The following is a 15,331-nucleotide window of genomic DNA, read 5'->3' on the forward strand; positions in this document are numbered from 1 at the left end:
AATGTCGGAAATGACCAATAAACTCATTGTGGTTGTCTTGGATGGACTTAGATATGATGCTGCTCGCAAGTACATGGGGTATCTGGAGCATCTTGTGGAGCAAGGATCCTTATCTTGTTATCGAGTGCAGTCAGAATTACCCAGTCTATCACGCCCGCTTTATGAAGTGCTCTTAACGGGTACACCCGTGTCCAAAAATGGAATTACGGCCAACCATATTGTGAGACCAAGCCATGAAGAAAGTGTATTTCATCTGGCAGTGGGCGCTAATTTGCGTACAGCTGCTGTTGCCTATCATTGGGTCAGTGAGCTTTATAATTCAGCCCCTTTTGATCCGCTGGCTGATCGTCATCAGCATAATGTGATGAAACCGATACAGCATGGGAGCTTTTATTTCGAAGATCACTATCCTGACAGCCATGTGTTTGCCGACGCTGTGTATTTACGGAGTGCTTATGATCCGCATTTTATATACATTCACTCCATGAATATAGATGATGCCGGGCATCGTTATGGCGGGGAGAGTAAGGAATATGAGCTTTCCGTGCGTAATGCCGACGGTCTGCTGGCCACTGTTTTGCCCATTTGGATGGAGCAGGGGTATAAGATTCTGATTACGGCCGATCATGGAATGAACGCAAACGGGTACCATGGTGGGGTCACCTCTTCCGAGCGGGATGTGCCGTTATATACGTTTGGAGTAGATGTGTTGTCTTCCGAAAAAGAGGATCAAGTAATTCCCCAGTTGCGGTTAGCGCCGCTAATGTGCCATTGCTTGGGGCTTGCTCCTTCGGCTGCAATGAGCAAGGAAGGCTTGTCTCCTTTTGTACAGAAGCAATTACATCATGAAGGTGCTGAGCCCTTGCCACTGGGATAAAAATTATAATAGGCAAGCACAATAAAAATCATATACGGGAACGCTGGATTTTTGTATACTAAATAGTATATTTTACCTATTAGGAGGTTGTCTTTTGAGTGCTTCTAGAGCTTTGAAATGGATTACAGGCTCATTTGAAATTATTTTGGCAATTCCAATTCTGGGTGCTGCTATTGTAATTGGCACTGCGTACTCTGCACTGGGATTGATGTTTATTCTTCATCTAGTTACTCTGATTTTATCTTCAAAGAACAATGAATCTATCTATGGTTCAGTGCTCGGGATTGTAACTTCTTTACTCGCTTGGATTCCATTCGTGGGATGGGTATTACATTTGATTACAGGGATTCTGTTGATGGTAAGTGGCGGACAGAAGACCCGTTATCCTTCGAATCATAACTATCCACAATAATTAAAATCAGCCTAATACAGCCCGATTCGGACGTTTGTCCGATCGGGCTGTATTCATGTTATAATGAGGGCACATTTTAGCATGAAGCACTTACGAAAGGAGGCACATCCATATGGAAGTAACAGCACAAGATGTAGCGGAATGGATGGTTAAGGAAATTCGGTTTACGGGTACCTTGTATCAGACCGCGGCGATTGAATATGTGAAAGAGAATTTTGGGGAACAATTTGTATTTGTGAATGAGAATGGCAATGCCTCACTGTCCAAGGAAGTAAAGAAAGCTTTCCGAAAGCTGCACGGCGGCAAAATCGCGTGGGATCGCGATGGATTTTTGTGGGCGTGGACTTAAGCCGAAACATGGCGTTATATATCAAAAAGCAAGTTTCCAGGGAAGAGGAAACTTGCTTTTTTTTTGTGAGAATCATACTGGAACTTCTCTCTGATCCTTTGCCATAGGCGAGCTACATAGAGGGCAGGGCTTCGAGGTTAGATGGTCCTCGGCTCCGCCAGCTTTCATGCGTGTCCAACCAGGACAGCTGCTGCCCGTGCAATTCCATACCGGAACGACATGGGTTTTTGTTGTGGTTGTTCGGCTGGTCGGCAAGGCTCTTGTCGTCACTGTTCTTGTTGTTACTGCTCTACCCACCGTAGTTGCTGCTGTGGAAGAAACAGCTGAACGAAAGGCGGATAACATGAAGCGGGAAACCTCCGCTTTTTTACCGCGATGCTGTGCAGGTGAGCTGATAAACAGCTCCTCTCGGGCTCTCGTAACGGCCACATACGCCAGTCTCCGTTCCTCCTCCAGCGCGGCTAGGCTTGAAGCTCCGCTGCTTCCGGCAGCAAGCTTGCGATCTTTTAACCGGTCACCCTCCAGTGCAGAGCTATGCGGAAGAATCCCCTCAGACGCTCCAATTAAAAACACAACAGGGAACTCTAGCCCTTTTGATTTATGAATGGTCATTAGTGCAATCCGGTTGCCTTGCTCTTTAGTACCTGGTTGGCGATTATGCTCGTTACGCTCCGTGACATTATCTATGAAATCAAGAAAGGCAGGGATGCTGTCGAAACGTGCCGCGGAAGATTCTAGCTCATCTAGCATTTCTTTTAGCGTCTCGCGATGTAAGGTTGCTTGATGCCGTTCATTCGCTTCGATGAAATAATCGTAGAATTGGGTACGAATCTGCCGAATTGCTTGTATTGGGGTCAGTTCGCGTATATTCCGGATTAGATCAAGCCGATCTCTTAGCTTAGTTCCCTTGAAGTCTTCCATGCCAGGCATAGACAATAGGTGGATTAACGGTCCTTGTTTGGGCTGTCTAGCCTCCATCTGGCGGATGTGATTCATGCCTTTTTCACGATTCATATATAGCGTCGGCAGGATGTTCTCCATTGCTGCAAAATTCCGCCGATTCACGGAGAGTCGCAAATGATCCAGCACCGGAGAGATCAGCCAGTGCTCGTACAGTAATTGCCCTTCACCATAATCAATATAGGGAATGTCGCGTAAAAGGAGTAGTTCGAGAACGGCCCGATTGCTGCTCGACGCCCGGTACAACATGGCGAAGTCGCTATATTCTCTTTTGCCGCTAGAGACCTCGTTTAAAATATGCTCGATCATCTGCTCCGCTTCTTCATCTGCAGTTTGCGGACGCATATATCGTGGCTGACTTCCACTACCTTTTGCGGCTTGCAGGGTTTTGGAGCGTCGGCGTGTATTGTGCCGGATAATGCCGTTGCCAAGTCCCACAATAGCTGGGCCTGAGCGGTAGTTGATATCGAGAGTAATAACCTTTGCTCCCGGATAGAGTTTTTCGAACTCTAAAATGAACTCACTGCGCGCTCCGTTGAAGGAATAAATCGTCTGGTCATCGTCACCAACCACCATTAGATTATGCTGTGGGTGAGCGACCATTTTGACAAGCTCGTACTGCAAGGCGTTCGTATCTTGGAACTCATCGACCATCACGTACAGATATCTCATCTGCAACTCTTGCAAAAGCACCGGACGCTCCTTCAGCATCCGATAAGCGATTAAGAGGACATCATCGAAGTCGATTTTGAAATTGTCTAGTTTCCATTGTTCGTATATTTCCAGAATGGATTTCATTTCTTTTTCGGCGGTGGTGCTTTCTGGCAGATCTTCCACGGTGCCCATGTTCATTTTGCAGGAAGAGAGCAGTGAGAGTAGGGTTTCCGGTGGATAAGCATCCTTCGGCAGTCCGAGCTCACGCATGATCTGCTTCAATAGGATGTGCTGGCGCCGTGTCTCACTGAAAATCTCCTGCTGCAATCCCTGTCTGCGCAAGAAAAACAAGAAAAAAGAATGAAACGTACGAGCCTGTAGCCGCGCGACGTCAGCTGTGCTGACTCCGGGGAGCAGGGCGATTCGTTCGCGCATTTCTGCCGCGGCTTTACTCGAGAAAGTCAGCAATAGCAGCTGACTCGGCGAGACGCCGCGCACGGACAACAAATAACCGGTTCTGCAGATCAGAACCGAGGTTTTGCCGGAGCCTGCGCCGGCCAGTGTCAGCAGCGGCCCTTTATGATGCCGCACTGCGGCAATCTGCGGGCGGTTGAGCAGGATGCCGCCTTCCTCCAGCCTACGGAAATAAGCGGAGTCTCCCTCTTCCCGCTTCACCAGCTCCTTGCTGGTCTGTGCTGAAGCTACAGCTGCCTGCGGGATGCGTTCGCCGGTAGCACCCAGCGGGATATTATGAAATAAGAGCTTATTCAATAGATTCACCTTCATATATTTCTGTATAGAGTGAGCTCAACAAAACTAGTTAGAGGATGGTTGAGTCCATCTTAAAATGTGCCGTTTAAAATATGCTATAAATTTAGCCAATCTACAATATACCATCCCAGCGTTTTTGCTGCACAGAAAAAAATGCTGGATATCGTGTGGGTGAAAGGAGGAGTTTGGCTGTGGGAGTGGGGCTCCAATGGGCAAAATGTACGGTATAAATCGTGTAGAAATACTGGAATTGGGGGCTCTATGTGCGGTATAAATCCGTAGAAAAGCTGGAATGGGCTTCATGAGCGAAAAGAAGGGTATAAATCCCCCCTTGTCCTCTCTTAAGTTTACAGTGTAGCCCATTCCCTTTCCTTATCATCCTCATATCCTAAAGCAAAATCATGATATGGAGATGACCGTACGTATGCCCTCACCCAATAAGGTCCGCATAAGACATGCCGTTACCATAGATGTGCTTATTCCGGCTATCGAGAAGGATTTGGCTACCCTCCCTTATGTTATTGACGCTGTCCGAACTCATGTTAAGCATCCGATAGGTCGAATACTGATTGTCGCACCAAAAAAGACACGGATATTGGATTTCTGCCGAAAAAAGGGCTGTACCTTTGTCGATGAGAATACAGTCCTTCCGATTACTAAAAAAGATATCCATTACCGTTCACGGAAATGGGAAAGATCCGGTTGGTTGTTCCAGCAATTGTTGAAGCTGAATGGTGACAAGCTGTGTACGGCTGACTATTTTTTAGTCATCGATGCAGATACGGTCTTAATCGCTCCTCATCGTTTCCGTGAGAAGGGAAAGACGATTTTTTACAGCCGTAATTGGAGTCAGCCTCAGTACTTTACAACCTATAGGAAGCTAATGGGTAGGAGGGCGGCATCTGCTTCATCTTTTGTGACGCATTATATGCTGTTTGAGCGCAGCCAATTGGCTCAAATGAAAAGAGAGATTGAAGTGAAGCATCAGAAGCCTTGGTATTCGGCGATTTTACACAGTATGGACCGCACTAAGCAATTTGCTTTCTCTGAATTCGAAACCTATGCGAACTACTTGTATTCGAAGAATCGTGGGGGCATGAGGATCCAAAAAGCACGTAATAAAGGTCTCCATATGAATGCAGGCCAGCTATCCAAACAGAAGCTGAACGAGCTGGCGGAAAAGTATAGATCGTTGTCTTTTCATAAACGAAAGGGGTATGTGAGAACAACGAGCAGTAAGTCCGGCACAGGGGGGCGATAGGCTTGCAGATCGTGCTCCTTTCAGGGGGATCGGGAAAGAGGCTGTGGCCGTTGTCGAATGAAATCAGGTCAAAGGCATTCTTGAAACTTCTTCCAACAGAAAATGGCGGTATGGAGTCGATGATTGAGCGAGTATGCAGAGGGCTGGATGAGGCAGGATTGCTGGATTCAAGCTGTATTGTAACCCATAGCAGTCAGGTGGAGATTACTCGCAAATCTGTGGGGGATCAGGTTTCCTTATTGGCGGAGCCGCAAAAGCGGGGAACCTTTACTGCGGTTGCTCTGGCGGCGAGCTATTTGCACTCCGTGAAGAAAATAGATTTGGAAGAGATCGTAGTGGTCATTCCGGTGGATTCATATGTGGAGGCTTCTTTTTTTAAACAGCTTCAACAATTTCCCAGCGTGCTGTCCGAATCACAAGCGGATATTGCCCTGATCGGTGTTACGCCTGAATTCCCATCCACACAGTTCGGGTATATTTTACCCGGTGAAGGTTCGAGCGATATGTCCTTTTTAAATGTTAAGCAGTTTGCGGAGAAGCCAGACGAAGAGACGGCGGCAGGGTTCATTTCCCATGGAGGACTATGGAACTGCGGGGTGTTTTCCTGCTCACTAGGCTACCTGCTCTCAAGTATGATAGAACGGAGCCTCCCGGTTGATTACATGGAGCTATTGAAGCGTTATGACGAATTGCCAGAACGAAGTTTTGACTATGAGGTGCTGGAACATACACGGCGAGCGGTAGTTATCCCTTATACCGGAGTCTGGGCCGATATTGGCAGTTGGGATGCGCTTACCCCTCATTTGCAGGAAAAGGTAATTGGCAGGGGGAGCATTTCTGAGGATTCAAAAGGAACCCATTTGGTGAACGAGCTCTCTTGTCCCGTGCATATCATCGGAGCTCCGGGATTAATCGTGGCGGCAGGTCCAGATGGCATTTTGGTTGCTGGGATCGAGCAGGCGAAACGGATTAAGCAGAAGCTGGAGGGGCATGCTGCAAAGCCGATGATTGAAGAAAAGCGGTGGGGAAGCTCTCGCATCCTGGATTTCTCACGAACAGCAGCAGGAGTTGAGGTCACGACCTCCAAAATTACCATGTTGGCAGGGAAGCACACTAGCTATCATTTTCACAGGCATACCAAAGAAATATGGTCTTTTCTTTCTGGAAATGGAGAGTACCGTATGAACGGCGTTCTTCATGGGGTTGCTGCCGGAGACACGGTCATGGTACCTGCTGGATCGAGACATGGTTTGCGGGCGCTTACCCCGCTAGAATTGATCATTATTGAACTGGTGGCATTTCCTGACGTGGGGGATTATGTACGTGTTTGTGCTGAATGGGAGGGGGAGGACAACTCCCTTGATCATTTGAGGTGAAATAGGTGTGGAAGAGAGGTACAAACAGCACCGTGAGCATAACTGCCCACGGTGCTATTTGTGTACACGCAACGTAACAAAGGAATCACTTTTGAGATTCTCTGCTCAAATTCAAAAGATGCTCAAGTCCTACCGCCACTCCATCTTCCTCATTGCTGACGGTAACGAATTCAGCCATTTCCTTGAGTATCGGAGCTGCATTAGCCATGGCAATTCGGTAGCCAGCCACCTCGAACATCGGTTGATCATTATAGCTGTCACCCATTACGGCTACATCCTTTAGTGGGATTCCATAATGGGCGGCGAGCATAGCTACACCGGAGCCTTTGTTGGCATCTTCGTGGTTAATCTCGATATTGTTGACATGGGAGGCTGTGATAATGAGGCCAGGGATCGCGGCAAAGCGGGTGGAGGCTTCTTTGAGCAGTTCACGGTTTAGAGAAAAAGCTAACGTTTTATAAATGACGTTTTCCTCTTTGCTCCAGATCTCTTCCATACTCTCTACGTAAGTTACCGCTGCTTGTTGAAACTGCTGATCGATCATTGCTTTTAGCAGCCAGCTGACTTCCTCTGGGACTTCTTCTTCACTTAATGCAGATAATTTCTCTAATCTAACCCGTTTATTTAGTTCTACATATACGTTGTCCTCTGTGTATACTTCGTAATACAAATCCGGAATTTCATTCATCCAGCGTAACGCAGGAATAATGTCTTCCTTATTCAGCGGTGTACTTGCTGCGAGCGTGCGGTCAGACAGTGTGACTACTGCGCCATTCAGACTGACCACAGGGCATTCCAGATCCGCTAGCCGTAGCTGTCGTTCCGCATCCATAAAAGAGCGTCCCGTAGCAATAATTACGATATGACCTAAATTTTGAGCCTTTATAATCGCCTCGCGGTTCTTTGGGCTAATTTGTCCTTCTTCGTTCAGCAATGTTCCATCCATATCTAAAGCAATCAGCATAGTGTATGATCTCCTTATCCAGTCTTAGTTGTCCCCTTCGCGGGCCAGTGAAAACGTTACTTGTATCTTATCATTAATATTCTGAAAACCAAAAACACCTTTTCATTCATTTATAATCGTATATTTTTAGAAAATAGTTCAGTCGTGGTACAATAGTTGTCAAACTAATCGACTAACCGAGTCTATCGTCAGTTCATGTTCGTGGGACGTGATCCGCCGATATTTTTCCTGCGTAAGGACATCGGTAGCTGTATATGTAAGGGGGACTAATCGTGAGATCCAAAAACTTGGCCACCATGTCACTAGCTTTTATGGCATGTGGGTTTCTGATTACACTATTTCTACCTGAAAATCTCGCTGTGATTCTACTAAGAGGTGGATTTGAGGCCGGGCTGGTCGGGGGGATTGCCGACTGGTTCGCAGTAACCGCGTTATTCCGTCATCCGATGGGGTTACGTATTCCACATACCTCATTGCTGCTCAAGAATCGCGATAAGATTATCCAGTCGTTAATTACTGCTATGGAGACTGAGCTGCTGAACAAAGAGAGTATTGAGAACAAGCTGCGCAAGTTTGGTATTATGTCTATGGGTTCCAAACTGCTGACGAAGTTCTTTAGTAAGAAGAAGGCGAGAGCCCAGATCCTAGAGCAGCTTAGCGAATTTGTGTCACGACTTCCGGTAGAGAAAGCTGTACCTTTTCTTCAAAAGGCAGCTTCCGATTATATTCGTGAAGCGGAGCTTGGGGTTGCGGCCGATAAAATTGTCACTAAATTAATGAACGATGGAAAAGATGTAGCGGCTCTGGATTATGCGCTGGAAGGGGTGTCTAACTGGAGCGGTCGTCCTGAAACGAAAGCTATGCTGGGTAAGATCGCCAGTGAGAAACTGGCTGAAGTGAAGCTTGGTGGACTTAAGGGGATGGCTTTTCAGGCTTTCGTTGGGTTTATGGATGCGGATATGCTTGGTGAAATGCTGCAAGGCATGCTACAGTCGGGTATTCGCGATTTTCGTGAAGAGGATAGTCCATATCGTGAAGAGATCATTCGAGAAATTCGGGTGGCACTGTTCCAGATTGTTAATGACGAGGCTAGAATGGCTTCTGTAAAAGAATGGGCACTAAATGAGCTTGAGGGAGAAGCGGCAACCGCTTTTCTGCATACTCAATTGGAGAACGTACGTAGCAAGGCACTCTCCTTGTTGGAAGAGGACCGGGCAGCTGGTGGACGCAAGTTATTTGCACTATATGCTCTGCTTGTGCGCCGTATTAGCAAGGAACAAGAGTGGATCGGCAGCTGGGAGGAGCGGATTCGCGCTTCATTAATTGCATTTGTAGAGGCTAACCACTACCGAATCGGTCTTTTGGTGAAAGAGAATCTGGATAGCATGGACGATGCTAGTCTAGTGAATATGCTGGAGGATAAAGTAGGTAAAGATCTTCAGTGGATTCGTGTGAACGGTGCCTTATGCGGTTTTGTTGTAGGGCTTGTTCTTACAGTTGTTCAATTTATTTAACTCAAAGTAGTCCGTCTCCAGTGATTGGAGGCGGACTACTTTTTTTTGAAATATAAGAAAGTATAAGTTTCGCACCATACTTTATGTCTTATATTTCCCGTTTATACTTGTAGGATTCTATTGTTGTACTAATGTATCTTTGATAAATGCGTTCCAAATCAGTTGCTGTACGGTGCCAATTGAAGACCTCAAGCGCATCTGCTCTTCCTTGTTTCCCGATGGTTGCTGCTAACTCCGGATTCCGGCCTAGTCGCAGCAAATATCTAGCGAAGGGCAAGGCCTCGCGATATCGTTCCACCAGATAGCCGTTATGGCCGGAATCGATAATCTCACGGATACCTCCATTGCTAGAAGCGATGACGGGCAGTCCCGAGGCCATAGCCTCTACATTAACAAGTCCAAAGGATTCATGACTCTGAGAAGGACATACAAAGCAATCGGCGGCTTGATAAAGGGTATGAATATCTTCATGAGCTACATTTCCAAGGAAAGAGACGGGTACTCCCAGCCGCCTTGCAAGCAGCTTCAGCTGACGCATATACGAAGGGTTGCCTTTGCCTGCAATTACAAGATGAACGGGAAGATGTTTATTTAAATGGTACATAGCGCGTATCAATATGGGTACCCCTTTGCGGGGAATGACTCGACCGACGAATAAGACGGTAAAGGCCTTCGGGAGTCTGTAAAGTCTGCGAAGATGATATTTTTCCTGTGTGCCTACAGGAGTGAATCGATCAAGATCTGCTCCTAGCAGGACAATACGGATTTCATTGTCTAATTGAGGGAATCGGTGAGTTAGTCTTCGTTGTAGAGAGTGGCTATTCGCAATAATCAGATCTGCTTTTGCCAGGGCTCTAGCAGTCTTATCTGTGTCCGGTGTGAATGTAAGAGAATGCAGAAATAGAAATACCGGAAGATGTGGGAGCTCTTTCTTTACAGCAGACATAAGATGGGGGCGATTATCAATCTGAACGATATCAAATGACTCATTCTGAATATAGTCTAATACCGAAGTACGATAATGGACGGGAGTACTTGCAGGCAACCGAATGATTCTGACCTGCTCTAATATTGAGGCATCGGGCAGTCCCGGCGCTATTCGGCTCACAATGGTAACCTTATGTTTCTCAGCCAGCCGTCTGGCAATGGCCCAAATGCAAATTTCTACTGAACCGTCTCCCGGAACCGGGAGCCGTTCCGGCGCAATAATACAAATATGCATGGTTCATGCCTCCTCTGATCCGCTAATGGTTATCCTCTTCCCACCATATGCAGCTTTAGTATCTGGAGATACATCTGAAAGCGGAGAGGGCGTTCAACCCATGCCATTCATATTGCCGATGCATAAAATACTAAGGCTAAGCAAGGCTGTGATCATTATTTGAGTGATAGGGGAGAGGGCAATTGGGAACGAAGTCAAAGTCGGCGTTGACCAGCAAATGGATTAAAACCAAGGTGCTCATGCAAAGTTCCGAGATTTCACCGCTGATTCCAGAGACTGTAAGGTTTAGTAAAGCCAACTTAAAGACGATGCTGCTAAAATATGGGATGATTTACGTTAAGCCGGAACACGGTACTTACGGTAATGGTGTGATGAAGGTTGAACAGAGTAAGGACTCTCATGGAACAGAATACAAATACCAAAGTGGAACAAAGATAAAAACGTTTGGAGTCTATGACACCTTTTATTCATCCCTTAAGAAAGCGACACGCGGACGTAGTTACTTGATTCAGAGAGGAATTGTTTTGCTGAAGCATGGTAAGCATCGCTTTGACATCCGTGTGATGGTCCAGCTCAGTCCGCGTGGCAAATGGGAAACTACCGGATTGATTGGCCGAGTAGCTGAGAAAGGCAAGATTGTTACCAATTATCATAACGGTGGTACGCTAATGTCTATGGAGAAGCTGCTGTCGCCTTATTTGAACGATGCTCAGCAAGCTCAGATGCTTAAGATATTGAGAAAGCTAGGTGAGGATACCGGACGTTTCTACCATAAGAAATATCCTGGGTTTAAACAGATTGGTGTAGATGTAGGATTAGATAATCACATGACGCCTTGGATTATTGAAGTGAATACTAGCCCGGATCCGTATATTTTCAAACATCTTTCTAATAAAAGCATGTACCGCAAAGTGATGGCTTATCGCAGAGCAAATGAGAAGAAGAAGACCGTTAGCTGATTTGTTTCTTTGTATTCGCTATAACAAGGGAAACCTTTTGTTCCAGCTCAATTATTTTTTGTTTGTGGGTTGCGATCTGACGATAACCAGAGACCAGTGAAGATAGGGATTGGGTGGTTAGCGTAAGATTTTGTTTACGAATCGCTGCTTTAAAGTCCGTCCAATCTGCTGAGACACGTTTGTTTAACGAGGTGATCACGCTCTTGTTAGATTTGATCGTGATTTGAGGACTTTCAATGCCAGCTAAGGTTTTGCGAGCTTCAGCTATCTTTTGGGTACGTGTTTTTTTCGCAGCGTTTAGCTGATTCTGCTTATCGCTGATCTCTTGGCGTGCCAACTGAACCAAGATCTTCATAGCGTCACCTTGGGCACGCAGTACGGTATTCAAGGTCTTATCCTTAAGAGTCTTGGCGATACTAATTCGCTTGTTAAGCGCACTATACTGATCAAATAAGGGCTGATAGCGTTGCTTACAGCTCTTAACGGAGGCTTCCAAGCGGTTCACTACTTCAAGATCGATCTCTTTCATTTGTTGACGTACAACAACTAGCGACTGCTCATTGTTGTAGTGGAGGATTCGAATTTGCTCCTCGCGCTGATCATACTGCAGCTTTAAGGTGGATAAATCATTGTAAAGAGAAGTCAGCTTAACCCTGGCAGGACCATCTGCCGTTGCGGCCGTCAGATCAAAAGCCGCTTTAACAGAGGGGGTTAATTCTGTTGTGGATGCAGCAATAGCTCCAGATGATGTGCTTAGCAGTAGCAGGATCGCCAGCAGTAATAAGGGCACCGACTTTAATGTTTTCATTTGTTCTCCTCCTATTGTCGTAACCTAATGGCAACAAAAAAAAGCACCCGTAGCAAAGGCAAAAGCCTTTATTACGGGTGCTTCCAGCGTAATAGGTCACGAACGATATTATTATGTTTAATAATAGTTTGCCCCAGGCCATCCAGTCAATATTTAAAATTAAACTATTCCCTATTCAAAATGATACGCAGGGCATTTCTATACTCACTTCTCTTATCGTATACTGAACTTAGGATGGAATAAAGGATGCAACGTTCGCAACAAAGGAGGTCTGGCGTAGATGGATAACGCGGTAGAATACAGCACAATGTTGGAACATGCATTTATGAGGTCGCCAGAGGGAATAGCCGTACTGTCTTTGAACGATGGTAAGGGCAACTGGCTAAAGGTCAATCCGGCTTTTTGCAATTTACTTGGCTTTACTGAAGCTGAGTTTCTTGCTGGGGCTATTTTTGCAGAAATGGAAAATAGACAGACGTCTTCGAAAGAGCTTTCCTATAGATTGGTGATGGACGAGCTTCAGAATTCTCCAGCAGGGAGCTGGAAGAAGGAAGAATGCTTTTACAAAGGGGATCACCCGGTATGGCTTTCCCTGACATTCTCAGGATTTGGAACAACAGGACAAGCCCCTTCGTGTATTATTGTGTACGCCGAAGATATTACAGACCGAAAGATTGCAGACCAACAAATGGAAGATCAACGAGATCTAGAGGAACAGATTTATCAAAGTGAACGTAATTATAGATTGATGTCCGAGAATTCGCTGGATTTAATCTCGCGTCATGCAGTTGAAGAGCGCAAACAGTTCGAATTCAAGCTTCAAGAGAATGAACAGCGCTATAAATCCTTATTTGAATATAATCCTTCTGCTGTGTACTCCATGAATTTGCAAGGGGATTATTTAACAGCCAATGCGAATCTGGAGAAACTGACAGGGTATTCGCTGGAAGAACTGATCGGAATGTACTTTGGTCCCGTTGTGCATGAGAAGGACATGGAGAAGACGCTGTATCATTTTAACTTAGCCGCTAAGGGCTATCCTCAAAGCTATGATCTGACACTTATTCATAAAGAAGGCCATTTTATAGAGATTAATACCACTAATATTCCGATCATTGTAGACGATCAAGTGGTAGGCGTATACGGTATTTCCCGTGACATTACGGAACGTATAAGATATACGGAACAAATCGAAAAGCTAAGCAATGAATACACCCTTATTTTAAATGCGGTTTCGGAGGGTATTTTTGGACTCGATATGGAGGAGAAGGTGACCTTCATCAACCCAGCAGGTTTGCATATGCTCGGCTATGAACATGATGAGATTATGGGTCATACCTATCTAGATCATATTCAGCAGACAGCGCTTGATGGGATCCATTACCGGCCAGAGGAGTCGCCATTAATCAAAGCCATTAGGTCAGGGCGATCTTACCAGAGCAAGGATGCAGTCTTATGGCGTAAAGATGGCACGAGCTTTCTTGCAGAGTACCAGGTAACGCCTCTTTTTGATAAAGGTGAATCTAAGGGTGTTGTAGTCGTGTTCAGGGATATTACAGATGAGAAGGAGATCATTCGTGCCAAGGAATCTGCGGAAAAAGCGGACCAGGCTAAATCAGAGTTTCTGGCCATTATGAGCCATGAAATACGCACGCCTATGAACGGCATTGTGGGGATGACTGATCTGCTTGCCGAGACAGAACTAGATGAAGAACAACGTGAGTACACAAATATTATTAAGGAGAGCAGTAGCTCTCTTCTATATATTCTGAATGAAATTCTCGATTACAGTAAAATTGAGGCCGGAAAAATGATGATCGTACATGAGCCCGTGCATCTTCGAGAGGTACTGGACAGTGTAACGGATCTATTTATGGCTAAGGCTTTGGAAAAAAATCTTGAGCTGTCTTACAGCATGGCACCAGGAGTTCCTACGTTCATTATGGGAGATGCAGGACGATTACGTCAGGTATTGGTTAATCTGGTTAGCAATGCGATTAAATTTACTGACCGAGGCAATGTCTGTATTTACGTGGAGCGGAATTTGTCCGTGGTTTCAAAGAAATCGACTTTGAAGTTTAATGTCAGAGACACGGGGATAGGTATTCCTTTAGAAAAGCAGCATCAGTTATTTCAATCATTCTACCAGCTGCACTCCTCGTTTAATCGTAAGTATGCTGGGACGGGTTTAGGACTAGCCATTTGCAAAAAGCTCGTCGAGCTGATGGGCGGAGCCATTGCGGTGGAGAGTAGCGAAGGAGAGGGCTCTAATTTCTATTTCACGCTACAGATTAATCCTGAAAGCGGAGATGAGAGTGATGAAGAAATAGTTGCTCAGACAGAGCAGAAACCCGCTCAGGAAATGGAATCAGGATTTGATTTAGAGGTACCTATGGATGCTGGTGAAAATGTGATTCTACTCCCGGAGGGCAATGCCCTTTCAGCTTCTAAGCCGATTTCTTCAAAAGGAGAAATGTCCTGATGAAGCATAGAAACTCCAGTCTCAGCAACAAACTACCGGCGGATCCATACACACAGTGGGAGGCTGGGGTTTCATCTCCGTCTTCTGCTTGTGGACCTGCGACAATGGCAGCTTTAACCGAGTATTGGAATACCCAGCTAGGAATGGACTTTATTCGTGGCACAGGTCATTTTCACTCCAAAGCAGATCATATTAATTACATATACAGTCATCACGGAGGAACCCCTTTAGGCATGAGTACACGTCGTTTTGTAAAGGGAATCACAGCTTATATCAACGCTTCAATCTCGCCAGAGGGGGAGTATAAGCTATCTATCTCTACTTTTAACGATTTCGATGTGTATAAAGCGGAGATTGATGCAGGTCGACCAGTCGCTGTTAAATTTGATAAATGGTTTAATTTTCGGTGGAGAGGGAGCTTTGCTTACGACTACCACTGGGTATTAGGTATAGGATATGAGGTGCCTGATAACGGGGATCGTCCAATTCTCATCATTCAGGATAATGGTGTGAGGTATAAGGACGGAAGAATTGCTCTTTGTAAAGAACGGCGCATTCCATATTATTCGAATAAAGACATCATTACGATGGTAGGTTTGAATATCTTAGAAACACCTAGTTAATCGCGATCTGCTAAGGGAATTCCTCTGGAAAAATGATCTAATTATTTTGAGTCCAAACGTTTGCACAAATGCGAGGATCATACTATAATCCAGTTAATA

General features: G+C 45.6%; 13 protein-coding genes. 9 read left to right on the forward strand and 4 right to left on the reverse strand.

What is annotated here, in order from left to right:
* Position 1: 1 nt before the first annotated feature.
* The 3 genes from R50345_RS01490 to R50345_RS01500 all read left to right on the forward strand — a co-directional run bounded on the left by R50345_RS01490 (position 2) and on the right by R50345_RS01500 (position 1,638).
* Positions 2-877, forward strand: coding sequence for an alkaline phosphatase family protein (locus tag R50345_RS01490; RefSeq protein ID WP_042123495.1), 876 nt, complete (start codon positions 2-4; stop codon positions 875-877).
* 94 nt (positions 878-971) lie between these two features.
* Positions 972-1,289 (forward strand): hypothetical protein, encoded by a 318-nt coding sequence (locus R50345_RS01495; RefSeq protein ID WP_042123497.1) that lies wholly within the window; start codon positions 972-974, stop codon positions 1,287-1,289.
* A 112-nt stretch (positions 1,290-1,401) separates the two neighbouring features.
* Positions 1,402-1,638, forward strand: coding sequence for a DUF6953 family protein (locus R50345_RS01500; protein WP_042123499.1), 237 nt, complete (start codon positions 1,402-1,404; stop codon positions 1,636-1,638).
* A 72-nt stretch (positions 1,639-1,710) separates the two neighbouring features.
* Here the strand turns inward: R50345_RS01500 and R50345_RS01505 are convergent, their stop codons facing one another.
* The gene (locus R50345_RS01505) at positions 1,711-4,023 is read right to left on the reverse strand and encodes a UvrD-helicase domain-containing protein (protein WP_042123501.1); all 2,313 of its coding nucleotides are present in this window, start codon (positions 4,021-4,023) and stop codon (positions 1,711-1,713) included.
* 424 nt (positions 4,024-4,447) lie between these two features.
* Between R50345_RS01505 and R50345_RS01510 the strand changes: the two genes are divergently transcribed.
* Both R50345_RS01510 and R50345_RS01515 read left to right on the forward strand, forming a co-directional pair.
* Positions 4,448-5,284 (forward strand): DUF6492 family protein, encoded by an 837-nt coding sequence (locus tag R50345_RS01510; RefSeq protein WP_042123503.1) that lies wholly within the window; start codon positions 4,448-4,450, stop codon positions 5,282-5,284.
* 11 nt (positions 5,285-5,295) lie between these two features.
* Complete coding sequence (locus R50345_RS01515) at positions 5,296-6,660, forward strand: sugar phosphate nucleotidyltransferase (RefSeq protein ID WP_231574210.1); 1,365 nt, start codon at positions 5,296-5,298, stop codon at positions 6,658-6,660.
* An 85-nt stretch (positions 6,661-6,745) separates the two neighbouring features.
* On the opposite strand, the gene R50345_RS01520 is transcribed toward R50345_RS01515, so the two are convergent.
* Positions 6,746-7,624, reverse strand: a complete 879-nt coding sequence (locus R50345_RS01520; RefSeq protein ID WP_042123509.1) for a Cof-type HAD-IIB family hydrolase — start codon at positions 7,622-7,624, stop codon at positions 6,746-6,748.
* A gap of 272 nt (positions 7,625-7,896) precedes the next feature.
* Here R50345_RS01520 and R50345_RS01525 point away from each other — a divergent pair, with 272 nt between their 5' ends.
* Positions 7,897-9,138 (forward strand): DUF445 domain-containing protein, encoded by a 1,242-nt coding sequence (locus R50345_RS01525; RefSeq protein ID WP_042123511.1) that lies wholly within the window; start codon positions 7,897-7,899, stop codon positions 9,136-9,138.
* Between the two features lie 88 nt (positions 9,139-9,226).
* On the opposite strand, the gene R50345_RS01530 is transcribed toward R50345_RS01525, so the two are convergent.
* Positions 9,227-10,360 (reverse strand): glycosyltransferase family 4 protein, encoded by a 1,134-nt coding sequence (locus tag R50345_RS01530; protein ID WP_042123512.1) that lies wholly within the window; start codon positions 10,358-10,360, stop codon positions 9,227-9,229.
* Between the two features lie 182 nt (positions 10,361-10,542).
* Between R50345_RS01530 and R50345_RS01535 the strand changes: the two genes are divergently transcribed.
* Positions 10,543-11,319, forward strand: coding sequence for a YheC/YheD family protein (locus tag R50345_RS01535; RefSeq protein WP_231574005.1), 777 nt, complete (start codon positions 10,543-10,545; stop codon positions 11,317-11,319).
* On the opposite strand, the gene R50345_RS01540 is transcribed toward R50345_RS01535, so the two are convergent.
* On the reverse strand, positions 11,312-12,127 hold the full coding sequence (locus R50345_RS01540) for a hypothetical protein (protein WP_042123515.1): 816 nt from the start codon (positions 12,125-12,127) through the stop codon (positions 11,312-11,314). The two genes, R50345_RS01535 and R50345_RS01540, sit on opposite strands and share 8 nt — an antisense overlap.
* Before the next feature lie 280 nt (positions 12,128-12,407).
* On the opposite strand from R50345_RS01540, the gene R50345_RS01545 reads away from it, so the two are divergent.
* Positions 12,408-14,609: a PAS domain S-box protein gene (locus R50345_RS01545; RefSeq protein ID WP_052414425.1), complete on the forward strand. Its 2,202-nt coding sequence runs from the start codon at positions 12,408-12,410 to the stop codon at positions 14,607-14,609.
* Positions 14,609-15,232 carry a C39 family peptidase gene (locus tag R50345_RS01550; RefSeq protein WP_052414426.1) on the forward strand — a complete coding sequence of 208 codons (624 nt, stop codon included), beginning with the start codon at positions 14,609-14,611 and terminating at the stop codon, positions 15,230-15,232. The genes R50345_RS01545 and R50345_RS01550 overlap by 1 nt, the downstream gene beginning before the upstream one ends.
* Positions 15,233-15,331 lie beyond the last annotated feature (99 nt).

The sequence above is a fragment of the Paenibacillus sp. FSL R5-0345 genome, assembly GCF_000758585.1.
In the GTDB taxonomy this organism is placed as follows: Bacteria; Bacillota; Bacilli; order Paenibacillales; family Paenibacillaceae; genus Paenibacillus_AQ.